Origin of the sequence: Pseudomonas sp. BSw22131, from assembly GCF_026810445.1 — a bacterium.
Classification (GTDB): Bacteria; Pseudomonadota; Gammaproteobacteria; order Pseudomonadales; family Pseudomonadaceae; genus Aquipseudomonas; species Aquipseudomonas huanghezhanensis.
The window spans coordinates 3,111,940-3,129,042 of record NZ_CP113949.1 but is presented as its reverse complement, the minus strand read 5'-3'; the positions used below and the strand labels follow the sequence as shown (position 1 = coordinate 3,129,042).

Sequence of the window (17,103 nt, the reverse complement as noted above, 5' to 3'; positions counted from 1 at the left end):
GACGATAATTCGCCTGCGACGACCCAGTCTCTGCGAGAGAGCGAGCGGCAGTTTCGCACCCTGGCGGATAACATGAGCCAGCTGGCGTGGATTGCCGATCCCAGCGGCGAAATCTATTGGTACAACGCGCGCTGGTACAGCTACACCGGTACCTCGCTTGAAGCCATGCTCGCCCTGGGTTGGCGCTCGCTTCATCACCCAGATCATCTCGAACGCGTCGACGCCCGAATAATGCGCTGCTTTGCAACGGGCTCGGTCTGGGAAGACACGTTCCCGCTGCGGGGCAAAGACGGGTCATATCGCTGGTTCTTGTCGCGGGCATTGCCGATTCGGGATGATCAGGGGGGCATTACTTATTGGCTGGGCACCAACACCGACATCACCGCCCAAGTGAGCGCCGAAGAAGCGTTACGCGAACTCAATGAAAGCCTGGAACAGCGGGTAGCTGAGCGCACGCGCGAACTGGCAACAGCCAACGAGCTGCTGCAGGTTGAAATAAGCGAACGGGCAATTGCGGAAGATGCCCTGCGACACGCGCAGAAAATGGACGCCATTGGGCAGCTCACTGGCGGTATCGCACATGACTTCAACAACATGCTGACGGGCGTGCTCGGGGCGCTGGACCTGGTGCAGCGCCGTGTCGCTGCCGGGCGTATCGAGGAGGTTGGCCGGTACATCGACGCAGCGGTGAGCTCGGCTAACCGGGCAGCTGCGCTTACCCATCGACTGCTGGCGTTTGCCCGTCGCCAGTCCTTGAACCCGCAGCCCGTCGAGATCAACGGCATGGTGGTCTCGATGGAGGATCTGCTGCGGCGCACGCTGGGCGAGCACATTGAGCTGGAGATCGACCTGTGCAGTCAGATGCGCAGGGCAACGACCGATGAGCATCAGCTGGAAAACGCCCTGTTGAATCTGGTGATCAACGCCCGGGATGCGATGCCCGAAGGCGGCCGGCTGCTTATTGGTACCGACATGGTGCCGGCTGCTACGGCCCCGGAAGGCCTGACGGCTGATGACTATGTCCGACTGAGCGTTCAGGACACCGGGTGTGGCATGCCGCCCGATGTGATTGCCCGCGCTTTTGATCCCTTCTTTACCACCAAGCCCATCGGGCAGGGCACGGGGTTGGGATTGTCCATGGTGTACGGCTTTGTCAGTCAGACCGGAGGCCATGTGCAGCTCGATAGCGTTGTCGGAAAAGGCACGCGCATCGAGCTGTATCTGCCGTGTCGTGCTGGACTGCCGCAACCTCTCTTCGACAACGCTGAAAGCCCGGTACAGCTCAAGGGTGGTCAGGGCGAAACGGTGCTGGTGGTGGAGGATGAGCCGGAAGTGCGCATGCTGGTGATTGATGCGCTGACTGATCTGGGCTATCGCGTGGTCGATGCACCGGACGGTCCGGCCGCGCTGCTGATTGTGCAGGGCGCCGAGCCGATTGATCTGCTGGTGACCGACGTCGGATTGCCTGGTATGAATGGTCGACAGCTAGCGGAGATTGCCCGCCAGCACCGTCCGCAGTTGAGGGTGTTGTTTGTCACCGGCTACGCGCGTAATGCCCAGGTGCGTGGTGACTTTCTGGGCGAAGGTATGGACATGCTAGCAAAGCCTTTCAGTATCGATGATCTGTCGTTGCGCGTGCGCGGCCTGCTCGACGCGGATTAAGCTGGCAGGTCTGGCTCCTCGGCGGGCTGAGCTTTTTCGGTCCGCAGTTGCTCAAGCGCAACTTCGGTCTTGATCAGGATCAGTTCCAGTACCCGACTCTGTTGTTCGCGTTCGATGACCCGCTGCTTGAGTGCTTCGGTTTCGTTCGCAGCCTGTTGCAGACGGTCCTGGAGCAGGGCGCAGTGTGTTTCTGCGTGTTTGCATTGATCGCCCAAAGCGGTCGCTCTTTCTTCTGAAACGCCAAGGTCAGCCTGGCGCGCTTTCAAATCTCTGGCCACAAGCCGGGCTTCGGCTAACAAGCGCTCATTGTCTCTGTTCAGTTGAGTCAGCTCGTCCTGGCGAACCGAGGCCTGTTGCTGCGCCTGGCGCAACTCCATCTGCACTTGCTGGACTTGATGCTCGTGGCGCCGCAGTTCTTGGTCGCGTTGATCTTTAGTGGCGTTGCGGAAGTGTTCGAGTGCATCCCTGGCATGCAGGTGCTTCTCTTCGAGCGAGCGCACCTGTTGGTCCTTGTCTGCAAGCCTTGAGGTCATGTCGTTGAGTGCCTGGTCCAGGCGTGCGTTTTCAGTCTGTTCCGATTGCAGCGCGGCGCGGGTCGAAGCCAGTGCGGTGGTGTGTGCATCAAGGGTTTCTGTCTGTGCCTGATAGCGCCCATTCAATTCAGTCAGCTGCTTTTCTGCGCTGTTCAGCGCCTCGCGCATCAGTGCTTCTTTGGCATCGAGCCTTGCCACTGCTTCGTCCAGGCGCTCCTGCGCCTGAGCCTTCAAGCGTTGCGAAAGATGCGCCACCAATTCGGTCAGTTCGTCTTCTATCTCTGGAAGAGGCCGTTCGCTTGCCCCTTCATCGAGCTCGCGCAAGTAGCGGTGGATCGTGGTTTTAGAGCCGGTATTGCCCATCTCGATACGTACTGCGTCGATGCTGGGGTTTTCGCCGCGGGCAAGCAATGCCAGACGCGCCGCTTGCACCACTGCCTTGTTTACGCCGCCGCGAGCCATACTGTCTCCTACGATTTCGTACTGTGGTACGTATCAAATAATACGTACTACGAAAGCCAGAGATTCTGCGCTATATTTTTGATTTTTTGAAGCGGGATATACTGGTATTATCCCGCGTCACGGGTTTTGCGCGCCTTTTTCAACCCTGATTCGGTACACCTGCGGAGATGTCGCGTGATGAACGAGCTTGAGCGATACCTGGAAGCCGCCACTCGCGATAACACTCGCCGCAGCTATCGCGCTGCGATAGAGCATTTCGAAGTGGAGTGGGGTGGTTTTTTGCCAGCGACGGCTGAAAGCGTTGCGCGCTATCTGGCCGCTTACGCGGGGGCGCTCTCGATCAACACGCTCAAATTACGTCTGTCCGCGCTCGCGCAGTGGCACAACAGTCAGGGCTTTGCCGACCCGACCAAGGCGCCGGTGGTACGCAAGGTGTTCAAGGGCATCCGTGCGTTGCACCCGGCTCAGGAAAAACAAGCCGAGCCCTTGCAGTTGCAGCATCTGGAGCAGGTCATCGGCTGGCTTGATCAACAGGCGGATCAGGCAGCGGATCAAGGTGATAGATCCACAGTGATGCGTTGCCGGCGCGATAGTGCGCTGATCCTGCTGGGGTTCTGGCGAGGGTTTCGAAGTGATGAGCTGTGCCGACTGCAGATCGAGCACGTCAGGGCGGTGACCGGTTCCGGTATCACGCTGTACTTGCCGCGCAGCAAAAGCGATCGCGACAACCTTGGCACCACGCTGCAGACCCCGGCGTTGCAGCGTCTCTGCCCGGTACAGGCCTACATAGACTGGATTGACTGTTGCGGGCTGTCGAGCGGCCCGGTGTTCAGGGCAGTGGACCGTTGGGGCAACCTGGGTGACGCGGGGCTGCACGCCAACAGCGTCATCCCTATGCTGTGCCTAGCATTGGAGCGCGCCGGTATTCCTGCCGGCCAATACACCAGTCATTCCCTGCGCCGCGGCTTTGCCAACTGGGCACACCGCAGTGGTTGGGACCTTAAATCATTGATGAGTTACGTCGGCTGGAAAGACATCAAATCGGCCATGCGCTACATCGAAGCGTCGCCCTTTGTGGCGTTCGACGGATCCGCTCAGGGATCGATACAGATTTCTTCTATTAATAAAGATCTTTTATAGTGAAAACCAATCGTGCACATCAGCTTTGCCAATGAGCCGATGCCAGCGATTGTGCGTAAGATTCCCCTCATTGAATTCACAACCCTTAGGAGATTCACCGGATGCCTATCATTAACAGCCAAGTAAAACCGTTCAAAGCGACTGCATATCGCAACGGCGACTTCGTAGAAGTGTCGGACGCAGACCTGAAAGGCAAATGGTCTGTTGTGTTCTTCTACCCGGCTGACTTCACCTTCGTTTGCCCTACTGAGCTGGAAGACCTGGCTGATAGCTACGAAGCTTTCCAGAAGCTGGGCGTTGAGATCTACAGCGTGTCGACCGACACCCACTTCGCTCACGCTGCCTGGCACAACACTTCGCCAGCTATCGGCAAAATCCGTTACACCATGATCGGCGACCCGACTCTGACCATCTCTCGCAACTTCGACGTATTGATCGAAGAAGCTGGCCTGGCTGACCGCGGCACGTTCGTGATCAACCCGGAAGGTCAGATCAAAATCGTTGAGCTGAACGATGGCGGTGTTGGTCGCGACGCTTCCGAGCTGCTGCGCAAAATCAAGGCTGCTCAGTACGTCGCTGCTCACCCAGGTGAAGTGTGCCCAGCCAAGTGGAAAGAAGGCGAGGCCACTCTCGCCCCGTCGCTGGATCTGGTCGGCAAGATCTGATTACCGATACTCAGGTCTCGATCATGGAGACCGGGAGCGATGAGCTCTTGAGCACGTAAACCGCATCGCCCCCAAAAAAACGCCCGGGCGGTCAACGCTTGGGCGTTTTTTTTTAAGTTTGAAAAGTATTTACATCTTTTGAAAAGGAAGCCGCCTCATGTTGGACGCCAATCTCAAAGCACAAATGAAATCGTACCTGGAGCGCATCACTCGCCCAATCGATATCGTCGCGTCCCTCGATGACGGCGCGAAGTCGCAGGAAATGCTGTCGTTGCTCAACGATATCGTCAGCAGCTCCAATCGCATCACCCTCAATACCGACGGCAACGATGCCCGCACACCGTCGTTCGCACTGAACAGCCCGGGCGAAAATATAAGCCTGCGCTTTGCCGGCCTGCCCATGGGGCACGAATTTACATCGTTGGTCCTGGCGCTGCTGCAAGTGGGCGGTTACCCGTCCAAGGCCACCGAAGACACCATTGAACAAGCGCGTTCGCTGACCGGCGAGTTCAAGTTCGAAACCTATTTCTCGCTGAGCTGCCAGAACTGCCCTGACGTGGTTCAGGCGCTGAACCTGCTCGCAGTCCTGAACCCGAATGTGCAACACGTTGCCGTAGAAGGCAGCCTGTTCCAGGCGGAAGTGACCGAACGTCAGATCATGTCGGTGCCAAGCGTTTACCTCAACGGCGAGCTGTTTGCTCAAGGCCGGATGAACCTTGAGGAAATCCTGGCCAAGATCGACACCAGCGCAGGTGATCGTCAGGCAGAAAAACTCAACGCCAAGCAGGCATTCGATGTGCTGGTCGTGGGTGGCGGTCCTGCAGGTTCAGCAGCAGCGGTCTACGCCGCCCGTAAAGGCATACGCACCGGTGTCGCCGCCGAGCGTTTCGGTGGTCAGGTGCTGGACACCATGGCGATTGAGAACTTCGTCTCGATCCAGCATACCGAAGGGCCGAAGCTGGTCGTCGCGCTGGAAGAACACGTCAAAGAGTACGAAGTGGACATCATGAACCTGCAGCGCGGCGATCAGGTGATTCCGGGCAAGGCGGGCGAGTTGCACCAGGTGCGGTTCTCCAGCGGCGCCGTGCTGAAGTCCAAAACGGTCATTCTCGCCACCGGCGCACGCTGGAGAGAAATGAACGTTCCGGGCGAGCAGCAGTACCGCAACAGGGGCGTGGCGTACTGCCCGCATTGCGACGGCCCACTGTTCAAGGGCAAGCGGGTCGCGGTGATTGGTGGTGGTAACTCCGGCGTTGAAGCCGCGATTGACCTGGCTGGCATCGTGTCCCACGTGACGCTGATCGAGTTCGATAGCACCCTGCGGGCCGACGCAGTTTTGCAACGCAAGCTGCACAGTCTGCCGAACGTGACGGTACTGACCAGCGCACTGACCACCGAAGTGACTGGCGACGAACAGAAGGTCAACGGCCTGCGTTACAAAAATCGTACGACTGACGAGGAAATCACTGTCGAGCTGGAAGGCATCTTCGTGCAAATCGGTTTGCTGCCGAACACCGAATGGCTCAAAGGCACGGTCGAGTTGTCGCCTCGTGGCGAGATCGTGATCGATCAGCGCGGTGAAACGTCGATTCCGGGCATCTTTGCGGCTGGCGACGTGACCACCGTGCCGTACAAGCAGATCGTGATCGCGATAGGTGAGGGCGCCAAGGCATCGCTCAGCGCTTTCGATCACCTGATCCGTAGCAGTGCGCCGGCTTGATGCGCTGACCCGCACCTGAAAACAAAAAAACCTCATGAGCGATCATGAGGTTTTTTTTTGACTCGGTCGGCGTCATGCCTGTGGGAAGGGCTTGCTCGCGATGAACAGAATCGATACAGGCTCTTTGGTGCTAACACCGCATCGCGAGCAAGCTCCCTCCGACCTTTTGCAGCGGTTTACTCGCTGACAGGCGTCGGCTGGATGATCTCGACCCAGTAACCGTCCGGGTCTTTGATGAACGCCAGGCTTTTCATGCGTCCGTCGGTCAGGCGTTTCTGGAAGTCGACGCCAAGTTTCTCGAAGCGCTCACAAGCAACATGCACGTCCGGCACGGAGATGCAGATGTGGCCAAAACCGCGCGGATCAGTGTTGCCGTTGTGGTAGGCGAATGACGGATCGTTTTCGGTGCCGTGGTTGTGGGTCAGTTCCAGAATTCCGGGGATACCCTTCATCCAGGCGTTGCGCGCTGCGTCGTCCTGCGGGATCGTCGATTTATCAACCAGTGCCAGGAAGTAGAGGCTGAATTCGGCTTCCGGAAAATCACGTTTCTCAACCAGGCTAAAGCCCAGCACGCGGGTATAGAAGTCCAGCGACGCGGTCGCGTCTTTTATCCGCAGCATCGTGTGGTTGAACACGAATTGCTGGGTGGCCGCTTCCGGCTGTGCAGTGACGCCGGGTACAGTGTTCAGGTCGTGCATGCTCATCAGTTGCTCCAGATGAATAGATGAAAACGTTGCTGAATGATACGGATGCCGCAGCGTCGAGCCAAACGCTAATCCGCAGAAACCTTCGGCTCGCCCTTGTTCCTCGCAGGTTGCTGGCTCACACTTTGCGACTCGCCGCTCAGGTACCGACCATGGCTTATCTGCAATACAAGACCGCACTCGCCACCGTTTGTTTACTGCTTTTCATGAGTGGCACGCGTGCTGCCGACTTGATGGTCATCTGGCCTGCGGGTTGGGAGGTCGATCCAACTGCTCAACCTGACGCAGCGGAGCAGGGTTCAGCCCCAAGCCAGGTTCGCCAGCGCGCTGTGAAAAACGACGAAAACGGCGATCCGGCAATGGTGGTTGAGCTTACCCAGTCGCCTTTGCAGGCAGGGCACGCCGTGAACGTTCAAGGCGTACTGCTGGAGATGCGCAAGGCCGTCCAGGTCAATTTCGCCCGCAGCGGTTTCCAGAGCGTATGCACGCAGATGAAGGCCAGCACGCTGAGCGACGTACCGGCGATGGAAACCACCTGCACGATCACCCAGAACGGCGTACACGTGATGACCCAGACGCTGGTTGCGGCGGCGAACAAAGAAATGGCGTGGGCGTTGTCTTACGCGGGGTCCGCCAGCGGTTATGCCAGCAACAAGGACGAGGTCATGCGTATAAGGGAAAGTTTGCGGATGAGCTCAGTGCAGTAGCAAAATGATGTCACGATTGCGGTTAATGACTTGAATTTCAGGCATAAAGAAGCCCGCCGAAGCGGGCATGGGGTGCTAATCCTTTAGCTGCACTTATCTTGAAAGACCGGGTGTGAAAAAAGTGTGAAGGGCGGATGTTATTCATGTCTGAATTTTCCTTGGAACAGGCTGATTGTCCCTGCGCTTAGTGCAGTCATTTGCAATGAACTCTGTCTGATTGCTTAACGATGGGTTGCATTAACGGATAATCCATCCGGCTGAGTGCAAAAAATTAAGTTAATTTAAACAGCTCGGACCAGGGTATGCGGGGCGTGAAGTGCTGTGCGTGTTATTCGCAGTCAGGTGTTGAACCTGGCATTGTTGCGTTCTGGGTAGCTATCAGCGATTAGTTCGGAGCTGCCAATGAAACGCTGTAATAACGGCGTCAATAAAAAGCCCCGACAGACGGGGCCTTTTCAGTCACCATGATTGCCTGACTGCGGACTCAGCCTCGCAGCCATGCGTCAACGGTGTCGACGCCGTACTGTTCTTTCCATGATTTCAGGCCGCGATGATTGCCGCCTTTGGTTTCGATCAGTTCGCCGGTGTGCGGGTTCTGATAGACCTTGACCACGCGTGCGCGACGGCGTTTGGGGCCTGCTGGTGCGGCGCTTGGCGCGGATGGATTGGGGTCGAGAATGGCGATGATGTCACGCAGGCTTTTTTCGTGGGTGCTCATCAATTCCTGCAGTTTCTGCTCGAATTCGATTTCCTTTTGTAGTCCGGCGTCGTTCTTCAGGTTTTCCAGCTGTGCGAGCTGTTCCTGAAGGGCTTTTTCTGCTGCTCGAAACTCGGCAAGTCTGGACAAATACTGTACTCCAACGATGGATGGCTGTTGTCAGCCCAACGGGAGCGACATAGACGCAGTTGCGGGTCTTGTGCTCATTATGTGGTTACCCCTGAAACGCTGACGTGTTGATAACTAACGATGAGCTGTCAGTCGGGCATCAGTGTGAAGGGTAGTTGTTGTCGGCAACGGGCAAATCATGCACGTTTTTTTCGCGTTAGAAAACACTCTTCAAGCAATCGGTATATGAAGACTGCAATCGCGTTGATCAGCGTGACGCAACAAGTGCGAACGACAGAGAAAAGTGGTGTAAGTCATTTCCGAAACTTGGACATATTTGGAAACTCGCCGGCACAGCGTTGCTTAGTACTATTGATCTTTAAAGACCCTGTTGCAGGGCGGGGTCATCGGGGTTTTGCTGCTCCAGTTCGGCGAGCAACACTTGCACGTTCTGCAACTGGCCGTTTTCTTTCCAGTAGTGGATCAGCAGGATGCGCGCGCGACGGTTCGCAGGCTGGCGTTGCAGGATGTCCTCCAGTTGCCGTTGTGCCGCTTCAAGCTGATCCAGGTCGTGCAGCCCCACCGCAAGATCATAGCGGTAACCGGTATTGTCGGGTTCAAGTTCGACCGCTTTGGCGAGGGCCAGCAGGGCGTACTCATTCTGCCCATGGCCGAGCAGCCATTGGCCCAGCGCGTGTTGCAGCAACGAAGACTGCGGCTTCCGGTCGAGCAATTGCGCCAACTGCTGACGGGAGCGATCGGCCTGTCCTTGATGGTCAAGCAGATCAACCTGAGCCAGACCCGCCTGCAGATTATCGGGCTCCAGGTTCAAGGCCAGCTTCAATGCGTCGGCTGCTTTCTGCGGCGCTGCGGTGGTCATGTAAAGCCTGGCCAGTTGCACCTGGCTGTTTCCATCGGGGGGCTGAGCGGCGAGCGCGCTTTCATACTGTTCGGCGACCGATTGCAACGGGCCGAAGTACAACCCAACGTCGTCTGGCGTCAATCCGAGCAATGCCTTGGCTGCGCTAAAACGCACAGTCGGGTTCGAATCCTCCAGCAGCGGCCCGATCAGCACACTGCGCTGCGCGGCGGGCACCATGAGGGTGACAGCGTCGATGGCCGCTTGCTGAATGAGGGAGGATGTCTGGCGCAGGTCAGCCTTCAGCAGCTTGAGCGCCTGTGGGCTGGGGTAGTTGGCGAGTTCGGTCAATAACGCTGCCCGGCGACTGTCCGACAGATCGGTTCGGCCCAGCTGTTGATAGAGGGCGCGCGCGGCACCTGGCTTGCCGCCATGGGCAATCTCCACCGCTTCGGCGTAGCTGTGGCTGAGCGGTGCAGCGGTCGGGGCCGCATTCCACGCCCGATGGAGCAGCCAACCGCCGATAAGCGCGCCGACCAGCAACACAACGGCCATTGAAACCTGCCAGCGACGGCGGTTATTGCTCGCGGATGGTTGGGCTTGGGATGGCTTTTTTGGCATGTCGATTTCCATTTCTATGGGGCAGCAGCTTCGGGGACCGACCGAGGCGTGTCAAACGGCAATCGCGTTGTAGTCGTCCGGGAAGCAACGCTGATCTTTGCTCCGATCAACGCAGCTGGGGTTAAGGGCACTGCTTTTAGTGTGCCGCATAAAAAAGCCCTGCACCTTGTGAGGGCAGGGCTTGAGAGGCGGACGGTGAGACCCGCCCCGCATCATCGCAAGGGGCTGTCAGGCGCTTGGCTGCCAGCCGCCGCCTAACGCTTTATAGATCGCGACGATGCCGCGATAGACCTCGATTTCCGCCTGGGCTTGAGTGTCTTCGGCAGCCAGACGTTCACGTTCCGCGTCCAGCAACACGAGGAAATCTGCGGTGCCTTCGCGGTACTGGATCGATGCGAGCTTCGCCGCAGAACGACTCGACTCGCTCTGACGCACCAGCGACACCAGACGCTGCTGGCGCTTGTCGTAATCGCTGAATGCGTTCTCGGTTTCTTCGAGGGCCAGCAACACTTGCTGCTCGTAGTTGGCCAGCGCGCCTTCAGCATCGGCGTTGGCGCCGCGAATTCTCGCCCTCACGCTGCCCAGGTCAAACGCCGCCCAGGTAATGCTTGGGCCAAGGCCCCAGGCTTGCGCCGCGCCGGAGCCCAACTGCGATCCGCGGCTGGCGGTGAACCCCAGAAAACCGCTGAGGCTGACCCGTGGGAACAGGTCTGCGGTTTGCACGCCGATGCGCGCTGTCTGAGCCGCCAGCTGACGCTCCGCACTCAGCACATCCGGCCGGTTGTGCAGCAGTCTGGTCGGGTCACCAATGGGCAGCGCCTTGGAAATCACCGGCAGCTTCATCGGGCTCAGATCCACATTCATGGCGTCGACGCGCTGGCCTAGCAACGTCGCGATACGATTTTTTTCTCGGATCTGCTCGGCCTGCAGCTGCGGAATAGTCGCCTCTACAGCCGCCACCCGTGCATCGGCGCGCATAACGTCCAGCTCGTTGCCCACGCCCTCGTCGCGCAACTGGGTCGTCACACCCCGTGATTCCTGCTGGTTTTTAAGGTTGTCGCGGGCAATCCCTTCACGCAGTTGAGCACCGCGCAACTGGCCGTACGCATCCACCAACTCGGCGATCATGGTGACTTGCAGTTGATACAGGTTGGCCTCGGCCACTTGGCGGTCGGCGTCGCTGGCTTCCAGTTCGCGCTGGATACGGCCGAACAGGTCGATCTCCCACGCCATGTCCAGCCCCAGGTCGTAGCGCTCCTGATTGATCCTGTTTTCGGTCTGGCCCGGCACTTGAGCGCGGCCAATCTGGCTGCTGGCGCGGCTGGTGACGACGGGCATTGCATCGTTGCTGACGTCGTCACGAATTGCCCGCGCCGCCTTGAGCCGTGCGAATGCGATACGCAGCTCGCGGTTGCCTTGCAGCGATTCGGCCACCAGCTTGTTGAGCGTCGGATCGTCGAACTGCTGCCACCAGATGGTTTCCGTGTGTTCACGGTCATATTTGCTCAGCCCGGCGGCCTGGATATTGGCCGCGGCGGTGTCTGGCGTCTTGTAGTCAGGGCCGACAGCGCAGGCCGCCAGCGCCAGGACCAACAGGCTCGGCAGGAAAAGTTTTGCAGCCTTCATCAGTGAGTCTCCGACGACAGGGTCTGAACGCGTTGTGCCTTGGCCGCTTTGCGTGCCTGTTTGCGCTCCACGTAATTACGGATAAGGACATAGAACACCGGCGTTAACAGCAGGCCGAAGAAGGTCACGCCGAGCATCCCGGAGAACACTGCCACACCCATGGCGTGACGCATTTCAGCACCTGCGCCGCTGGACAGAACCAGTGGCACGACACCCATGATGAACGCGAACGAAGTCATCAGGATTGGCCGCAGACGCAGACGGCACGCTTCCAGAACAGCCTCCAGCGGGGTCTTGCCTTTGTCCTGTTCATCCTTGGCGAACTCGACGATGAGGATCGCGTTTTTACACGCAAGGCCCACCAGTACGATCAGTCCGATCTGGGTGAAGATGTTGTTGTCGCTGCCGGCGATGATCACCCCGGCAATGGCCGAGAGCAGGGTCATCGGTACGATCAGGATCACCGCCAGCGGCAGGCTCCAGCTTTCATACAGCGCGGCGAGCACCAGGAACGCCAGCAAGACGCAGAGCGGGAACACCAGCAACGCCGTGTTACCCGAGAGGATTTGCTGATAGGTGAGGTCGGTCCACTCGTAGGTCATGCCGTTGGGCAATTCCTCTTTGAGCAGTTTTTCGACCGCAACCTGCGCCTGACCAGAGCTGTAGCCCGGGCCTGCGGCGCCGTTGATCTCGGCGGTGATGAATCCGTTGTAGTGCATCACGCGGTCAGGGCCTGAGGTGTCGGTGACCTTGAGCAGCGTCGCCAGCGGGATCATCTCGCCCAGGTTGTTGCGCACTTTGAGCTGACCGATCTGCTCGGCGTCCTGACGGAACTGTTGCTCTGCCTGAACGTTGACCTGATAGGTGCGGCCGAAGCGGTTGAAGTCGTTGGCGTACAGCGAGCCCAGGTAAACCTGCAACGTGTCGAAAATGTCGCTGATCGGCACGCCGTGGGTCTTGGCTTTTTCACGGTCGATGGCAGCATCGACCTGCGGCACGTTCACCGTGTAGCTGGTGAACAGGCCCGCCAGTTCTGGCACGCTGCGGCTTTTGGCGATGATGTTCATCGTCTCTTTGTAGAGCTCGTCGTAGCCCAGGTTGCCACGGTCTTCGATCTGCAGACGGAAACCGCCAATGGTGCCCAGACCCTGTACCGGTGGTGGCGGGAAGATCGCCATGTAGGCTTCCTGGATTGAGCCGAACTGGCCGTTCAGAGCACCGGCAATGGCGCCGGCCGATTCGCTGTCCAGCTTGCGATCTTCGAACGGCTTGAGCGTGACGAAGACAATGCCGGAGTTGGGGCTGTTGGTGAAACCGTTGATCGACAGGCCGGGGAAGGCCACCGCACTTTCAACGCCCGGTTGCTTGAGGGCGATGTCGGACATGCGCTTGATCACGTCTTCGGTGCGGTCAAGGCTTGCGGCGTCAGGCAGCTGGGCAAACGCCACCAGATACTGTTTGTCCTGGGTCGGCACGAAGCCGGTTGGCGTGGTCGAGAAACCCAGCCAGGTCATGACGATCAGGCCGGCATACACCACAAGGGCCAGCCCGCTGACACGAATCACGCGACCAACCGTACTCACATAGCCGTTACTGGCTTTGACGAAGAAGCGGTTGAACGGACGGAACAGCCAGCCACCCAGCAGCTTGTCGAGGAACCGCGAGAAGCCGTCCTTTGGTGCATCGTGACTGCGCAGCAATACCGCAGCCAGTGCCGGCGACAGGGTCAGGGAGTTGAACGCCGAGATCACGGTCGAGATGGCAATCGTCAGGGCGAACTGTTTATAGAACTGCCCGGTAAGGCCTGAGATAAACGCAGCCGGCACGAACACCGCACACAGCACCAGCGCCGTGGCAATGATCGGACCCGTCACTTCCCGCATGGCAATTTGCGTCGCTTCCATCGGCTCATGCCCGAGCTCGATGTTTCGCTCGACGTTTTCCACCACCACGATCGCATCGTCGACCACGATGCCAATCGCCAGTACCAGTCCGAACAGCGACAAGGCGTTGAGCGAGAAGCCAAACAGGTGCATGACCGCAAACGTACCAATCAGCGAAACGGGCACTGCCACCAACGGAATGATCGAAGCGCGCCAGGTCTGCAGGAACAGAATGACCACGAGTACCACGAGGATCAGCGCTTCGAACAGGGTGTGAACCACCGCTTCGATAGAGCCGCGAACGAAGATCGTCGGGTCATAAACGATGCTGTAGTCCATGCCTTCGGGGAAGCTCTTCTTGAGCAGCTCCATTTCGGCGCGCACTTCGTTGGAAATCTCGATGGCGTTAGAGCCAGGGCGCTGGAAGATCGGGATCGCGACTGCGGGCTGATTGTTCAGCAGCGAACGCAGGGCGTATTGGTTGGAACCAAGCTCGACCCGGGCGATGTCTTTGACGCGAGTGATCTCGCCGTCGGGGCCTGCACGGACGACGATGTTCTCGAACTCTTCCTCATTGACCAGACGGCCCTGAGTGTTGATCGACATCTGGAAGCTGGTGGCCGAAGGCGAGGGCGGTGCACCCAATTGCCCGGCAGCGACCTGACGGTTTTGCTCACGAATGGCATTGACTACATCGGTGGCGGTCAGGTTGCGCGAAGCGGTCTTGTTCGGGTCCAGCCAGACGCGCAGCGAGTAGTCGCCCATGCCGAACAGCTGTACATCGCCCACACCGCCCAGACGTGCCAGCTCATCCTTGATGTTGAGCACTGCGTAGTTGGACAGGTACAGCATGTCGTAGCGTTTGTCCGGCGAGGTCAAGTGGACAACCATCGTCAGGTCCGGCGACGCCTTGTCGACGGTGATACCGATGCGCGTCACTTCTTCAGGAAGCTTGGGCTCGGTGCGCGTCACGCGGTTTTGCACCTGTACCTGAGCGTTATCCAGATCAGTGCCCAGGGCGAAGGTGATCGTCAGCGTCAGCTTGCCATCCGATGTCGCTTGCGAAGACATGTACAGCATCTTCTCGACGCCGGTAATGGCCTGTTCGAGCGGCGCAGCAACGGTTTCGCCGATGACCTTCGGGTTGGCACCCGGGAAGTTGGCGCGTACCACTACGGTGGGCGGAACGACTTCGGGGTATTCACTGATCGGCAGCGAAAACAGCGAGATTGCACCCGCGATCAGAATCAACAGCGAGAGCACCGCAGCGAAGATCGGCCGCGTGATAAAGAATTTTGAGAAATTCATCTAGGTTGTCCCTTAACCGCGTGGCGTGGCAACAGCGACCTTGGCGTCCGCTTTGGACGACGCCTTGGGCTGATTGCTGGCTTCGAATGCCTGGCGTTGTTGTTGCAGCGCGGCGAGGGTTTGTTCGCTGGCCATCGGGGTGTCTTGCGGGTCAATCGGCGAGCCAGGACGTACGCGCTGCAAGCCGTTGACGACGATGCGGTCATCTTTGGTCAGGCCGGTGCGCACGATCCGCAGGCCTTCGAGTTTCGGCCCCAGTTCAACGGTGCGGTAAATCGCCTTGTTGTCCTTGTCGACCACCAGCACGAATTTTTTGCCCAGGTCAGTGCCGACGGCTTCGTCTTTGATCAGCATCGCCGAATAGGAGCCGCTACCCACCAGCTTCAGGCGTGCATACAGCCCAGGGGTGTACTCGCCCTTGCTGTTGTCGAACACTGCGCGACCGCGAATGGTGCCGGTCCTGGGATTTACCTGGTTGTCGACGAAGTTCATCTTGCCCAGGTGCGGGTTGTCGCTTTCGTTGGACAGGCCCATGTACACCGGGGTCGCGGCGCCGCGTTTGCCGTCGCGAGCCAGTTGGTTGTACTTGAGGAACACGCGCTCATCCGCATCGAAGTAGGCGTATACCTTGTCGGTGGATACCAGAGTGGTGAGTGCGCTGCTGTCGGCGGTGACGATGTTGCCTGCGGTGATTTCCGCCCGACCTACGCGGCCGGTGATGGGCGCGGTCACACGGGTAAAGCCGAGGTTGAGCCTGGCGAGGTCAAGCTGCGCCTGGATGGCAGCGACACCGGCTTTGGCTTCTTGAGCGTTGGTGTTTCGGGAGTCGGCCAGCTCGGCGGAAATCGCGTTGTTGGTGCGCAACCGCTCGCCGCGCTGGGCTTCGTTGGCACTGTTGGCTGCAGTGGCTCTGGATTGTTGCAACTGGGCTTGCAGTCGGTCGACTTCAGCCTGGAAAGGACGTGGGTCGATCTGGAACAACAGATCGCCTTTTTTCACCAGTTCGCCATCGACGAATGCGACTGAGTCGATCTGCCCCGAGACACGTGGCCGCACTTGAACGGTTTCTGGCGCCTCAAGGCGAGCGGTGACTTCGTCCCACTCATTGATCGGTTGTTCGATGACCTTGGCAACGCTGACTTTTGCAGCCGCTGGGGCCACTGTCGCCTCGGGCGTCTTGCCACACGCGCTTATCACGACCAGGGCCAGAGCGGCGAGGGGATAGCGCAAAGGGGTAAGTGACTGAAGCATAGAAAAATCCGCCGACATTTGTTGAGATGGGCGGATTCTGTTCTGACCCCTTGTATTGCACGAATCGAATAACCCGAAGGTAACTATCAGTCGTAATGATATGTCTGGTTACAACCTCAGCCTGATCAGACCCTGCGCAGGCACATGCTATGGCGGTTTCTGGACCGAAAAAAACGCTTGAAGCGATCCTGTGAGACGTCCGTCAGGCCCTCAGTGCTGTCTCCAGAAACTCCATCAACACCTGCACGCGCGCGGTGCGATGCTTGCGCACGGGCACCAATAAATTGACCGGCGCGCTGGCAAGTTCCCAGTCCGCGAGCACGCGTATCAGGCTGCCGCTGGCAATGCCCTCGCTGACGTCCCATTGCGAGCGCAGCACAATGCCCAAACCTTGCTCAGCCCAGCGTCGCGCGACAGAGCCGTCATTGCTCAGCAAAGCCGGTTCGATGCGCAGGGTTTTTTTGACCGATCCTTTGCTCATCTGCCAGAGCGTCACGTCTTCGTCATTTTCGCGAATGCAAATGCAGCGATGGGCCGACAGTTGATCGGGGGACGCCGGCACGCCGTGCTGTTCCAGATAAGCAGGGCTGGCACACAGCCAACGATCGTTTTTCGCCAGAGGCCGGGCGATCCACTGGCTGTCATTGAGCGTACCGATGTGCACCACCGCATCACTGTCGTGGCGATCCGGCCAAGGCGTTTCGCGCAGGTCCAGGTGCAGGCTGAGCTGTGGGTGCAGTTTTGCAAACCGCGCCAGCAGGGGCGCAATACGTTGTCGGCCGTAACCAAAAGGCGCCGCCAGCCGAAGGATGCCAGCCAGTTGGTCATCGCGCTGTTTGAAGGATTCAGGCAGCGCCTCCAGTTGCTCAAGCAACAAGGCGCTTTCCCGGGCGAAGCGCTCACCGTCGGCGGTCAGGCTCAGGCGTCGGGCATCACGACTGGCGAGCAGGATGCCCAGCCGGGTCTCCAGTTTGCGCAGGCGCATCGACAGCGCGGACGGCGTGACATTCAGTGCCCGGGCCGCTGCGCTGAGGGATTCAGAGCGCGCCAGGGTGGCCGCCATGCGCAAGTCTTCGAGAGCAATCATTCAGTTCAGCTTAAGGATTGATGATGATCGATTGAACCACAGCTTGAGT

The 17,103-nt window shown here is 58.8% G+C and carries 12 protein-coding genes and 1 pseudogene; 5 read left to right on the top strand and 8 right to left on the bottom strand.

The genetic code is table 11. From position 1 onward, the window contains the following. Positions 1–72 precede the first annotated feature (72 nt). Positions 73–1,662: a hybrid sensor histidine kinase/response regulator gene (locus tag OYW20_RS13955; protein WP_408005405.1), complete on the top strand. Its 1,590-nt coding sequence runs from the start codon at positions 73–75 to the stop codon at positions 1,660–1,662. Here OYW20_RS13955 and OYW20_RS13950 read toward each other — a convergent pair. Then, complete coding sequence (locus OYW20_RS13950) at positions 1,659–2,657, bottom strand: DNA-binding protein (protein WP_268796557.1); 999 nt, start codon at positions 2,655–2,657, stop codon at positions 1,659–1,661. The two genes, OYW20_RS13955 and OYW20_RS13950, sit on opposite strands and share 4 nt — an antisense overlap. 177 nt (positions 2,658–2,834) lie before the next feature. Here OYW20_RS13950 and OYW20_RS13945 point away from each other — a divergent pair, with 177 nt between their 5' ends. The 3 genes from OYW20_RS13945 (at position 2,835) to ahpF (ending at position 6,182) form a co-directional block, all read left to right on the top strand. Then, entirely contained in the window at positions 2,835–3,797 is a 963-nt protein-coding gene (locus tag OYW20_RS13945; RefSeq protein WP_268801136.1) for a site-specific integrase, read from the top strand. A 101-nt stretch (positions 3,798–3,898) separates the two neighbouring features. Beyond that, the gene (gene ahpC, locus OYW20_RS13940) at positions 3,899–4,462 is read left to right on the top strand and encodes an alkyl hydroperoxide reductase subunit C (RefSeq protein ID WP_268796556.1); all 564 of its coding nucleotides are present in this window, start codon (positions 3,899–3,901) and stop codon (positions 4,460–4,462) included. A 157-nt stretch (positions 4,463–4,619) separates the two neighbouring features. Then, positions 4,620–6,182, top strand: a complete 1,563-nt coding sequence (ahpF, locus tag OYW20_RS13935) for an alkyl hydroperoxide reductase subunit F (protein ID WP_268796555.1) — start codon at positions 4,620–4,622, stop codon at positions 6,180–6,182. A gap of 176 nt (positions 6,183–6,358) precedes the next feature. Here ahpF and gloA read toward each other — a convergent pair whose 3' ends face one another. Beyond that, the gene (gloA, locus tag OYW20_RS13930; RefSeq protein ID WP_268796554.1) at positions 6,359–6,886 is read right to left on the bottom strand and encodes a lactoylglutathione lyase; all 528 of its coding nucleotides are present in this window, start codon (positions 6,884–6,886) and stop codon (positions 6,359–6,361) included. A gap of 20 nt (positions 6,887–6,906) precedes the next feature. On the opposite strand from gloA, the pseudogene OYW20_RS13925 reads away from it, so the two are divergent. Next, a pseudogene (locus tag OYW20_RS13925) lies at positions 6,907–7,593 on the top strand (DUF4946 domain-containing protein). 484 nt (positions 7,594–8,077) lie between these two features. Here the strand turns inward: OYW20_RS13925 and OYW20_RS13920 are convergent. From OYW20_RS13920 to OYW20_RS13895, 6 genes are all read right to left on the bottom strand, one after another. Next, positions 8,078–8,440, bottom strand: a complete 363-nt coding sequence (locus OYW20_RS13920; RefSeq protein WP_268796552.1) for a histone-like nucleoid-structuring protein, MvaT/MvaU family — start codon at positions 8,438–8,440, stop codon at positions 8,078–8,080. A 358-nt stretch (positions 8,441–8,798) separates the two neighbouring features. Next, a complete protein-coding gene (locus OYW20_RS13915; RefSeq protein ID WP_268796551.1) occupies positions 8,799–9,899 on the bottom strand; it encodes a tetratricopeptide repeat protein in 1,101 nt (366 codons plus the stop codon). A gap of 228 nt (positions 9,900–10,127) precedes the next feature. After that, complete coding sequence (locus tag OYW20_RS13910) at positions 10,128–11,525, bottom strand: efflux transporter outer membrane subunit (protein WP_268796550.1); 1,398 nt, start codon at positions 11,523–11,525, stop codon at positions 10,128–10,130. Beyond that, positions 11,525–14,716 (bottom strand): efflux RND transporter permease subunit, encoded by a 3,192-nt coding sequence (locus tag OYW20_RS13905; RefSeq protein WP_268796549.1) that lies wholly within the window; start codon positions 14,714–14,716, stop codon positions 11,525–11,527. The genes OYW20_RS13910 and OYW20_RS13905 overlap by 1 nt, the downstream gene beginning before the upstream one ends. Positions 14,717–14,728: 12 nt before the next feature. Beyond that, positions 14,729–15,967 (bottom strand): multidrug efflux RND transporter periplasmic adaptor subunit MexE, encoded by a 1,239-nt coding sequence (gene mexE, locus OYW20_RS13900; RefSeq protein ID WP_268796548.1) that lies wholly within the window; start codon positions 15,965–15,967, stop codon positions 14,729–14,731. A 202-nt stretch (positions 15,968–16,169) separates the two neighbouring features. Then, positions 16,170–17,054, bottom strand: a complete 885-nt coding sequence (locus OYW20_RS13895) for a LysR family transcriptional regulator (protein WP_268796547.1) — start codon at positions 17,052–17,054, stop codon at positions 16,170–16,172. Positions 17,055–17,103: the final 49 nt, after the last annotated feature.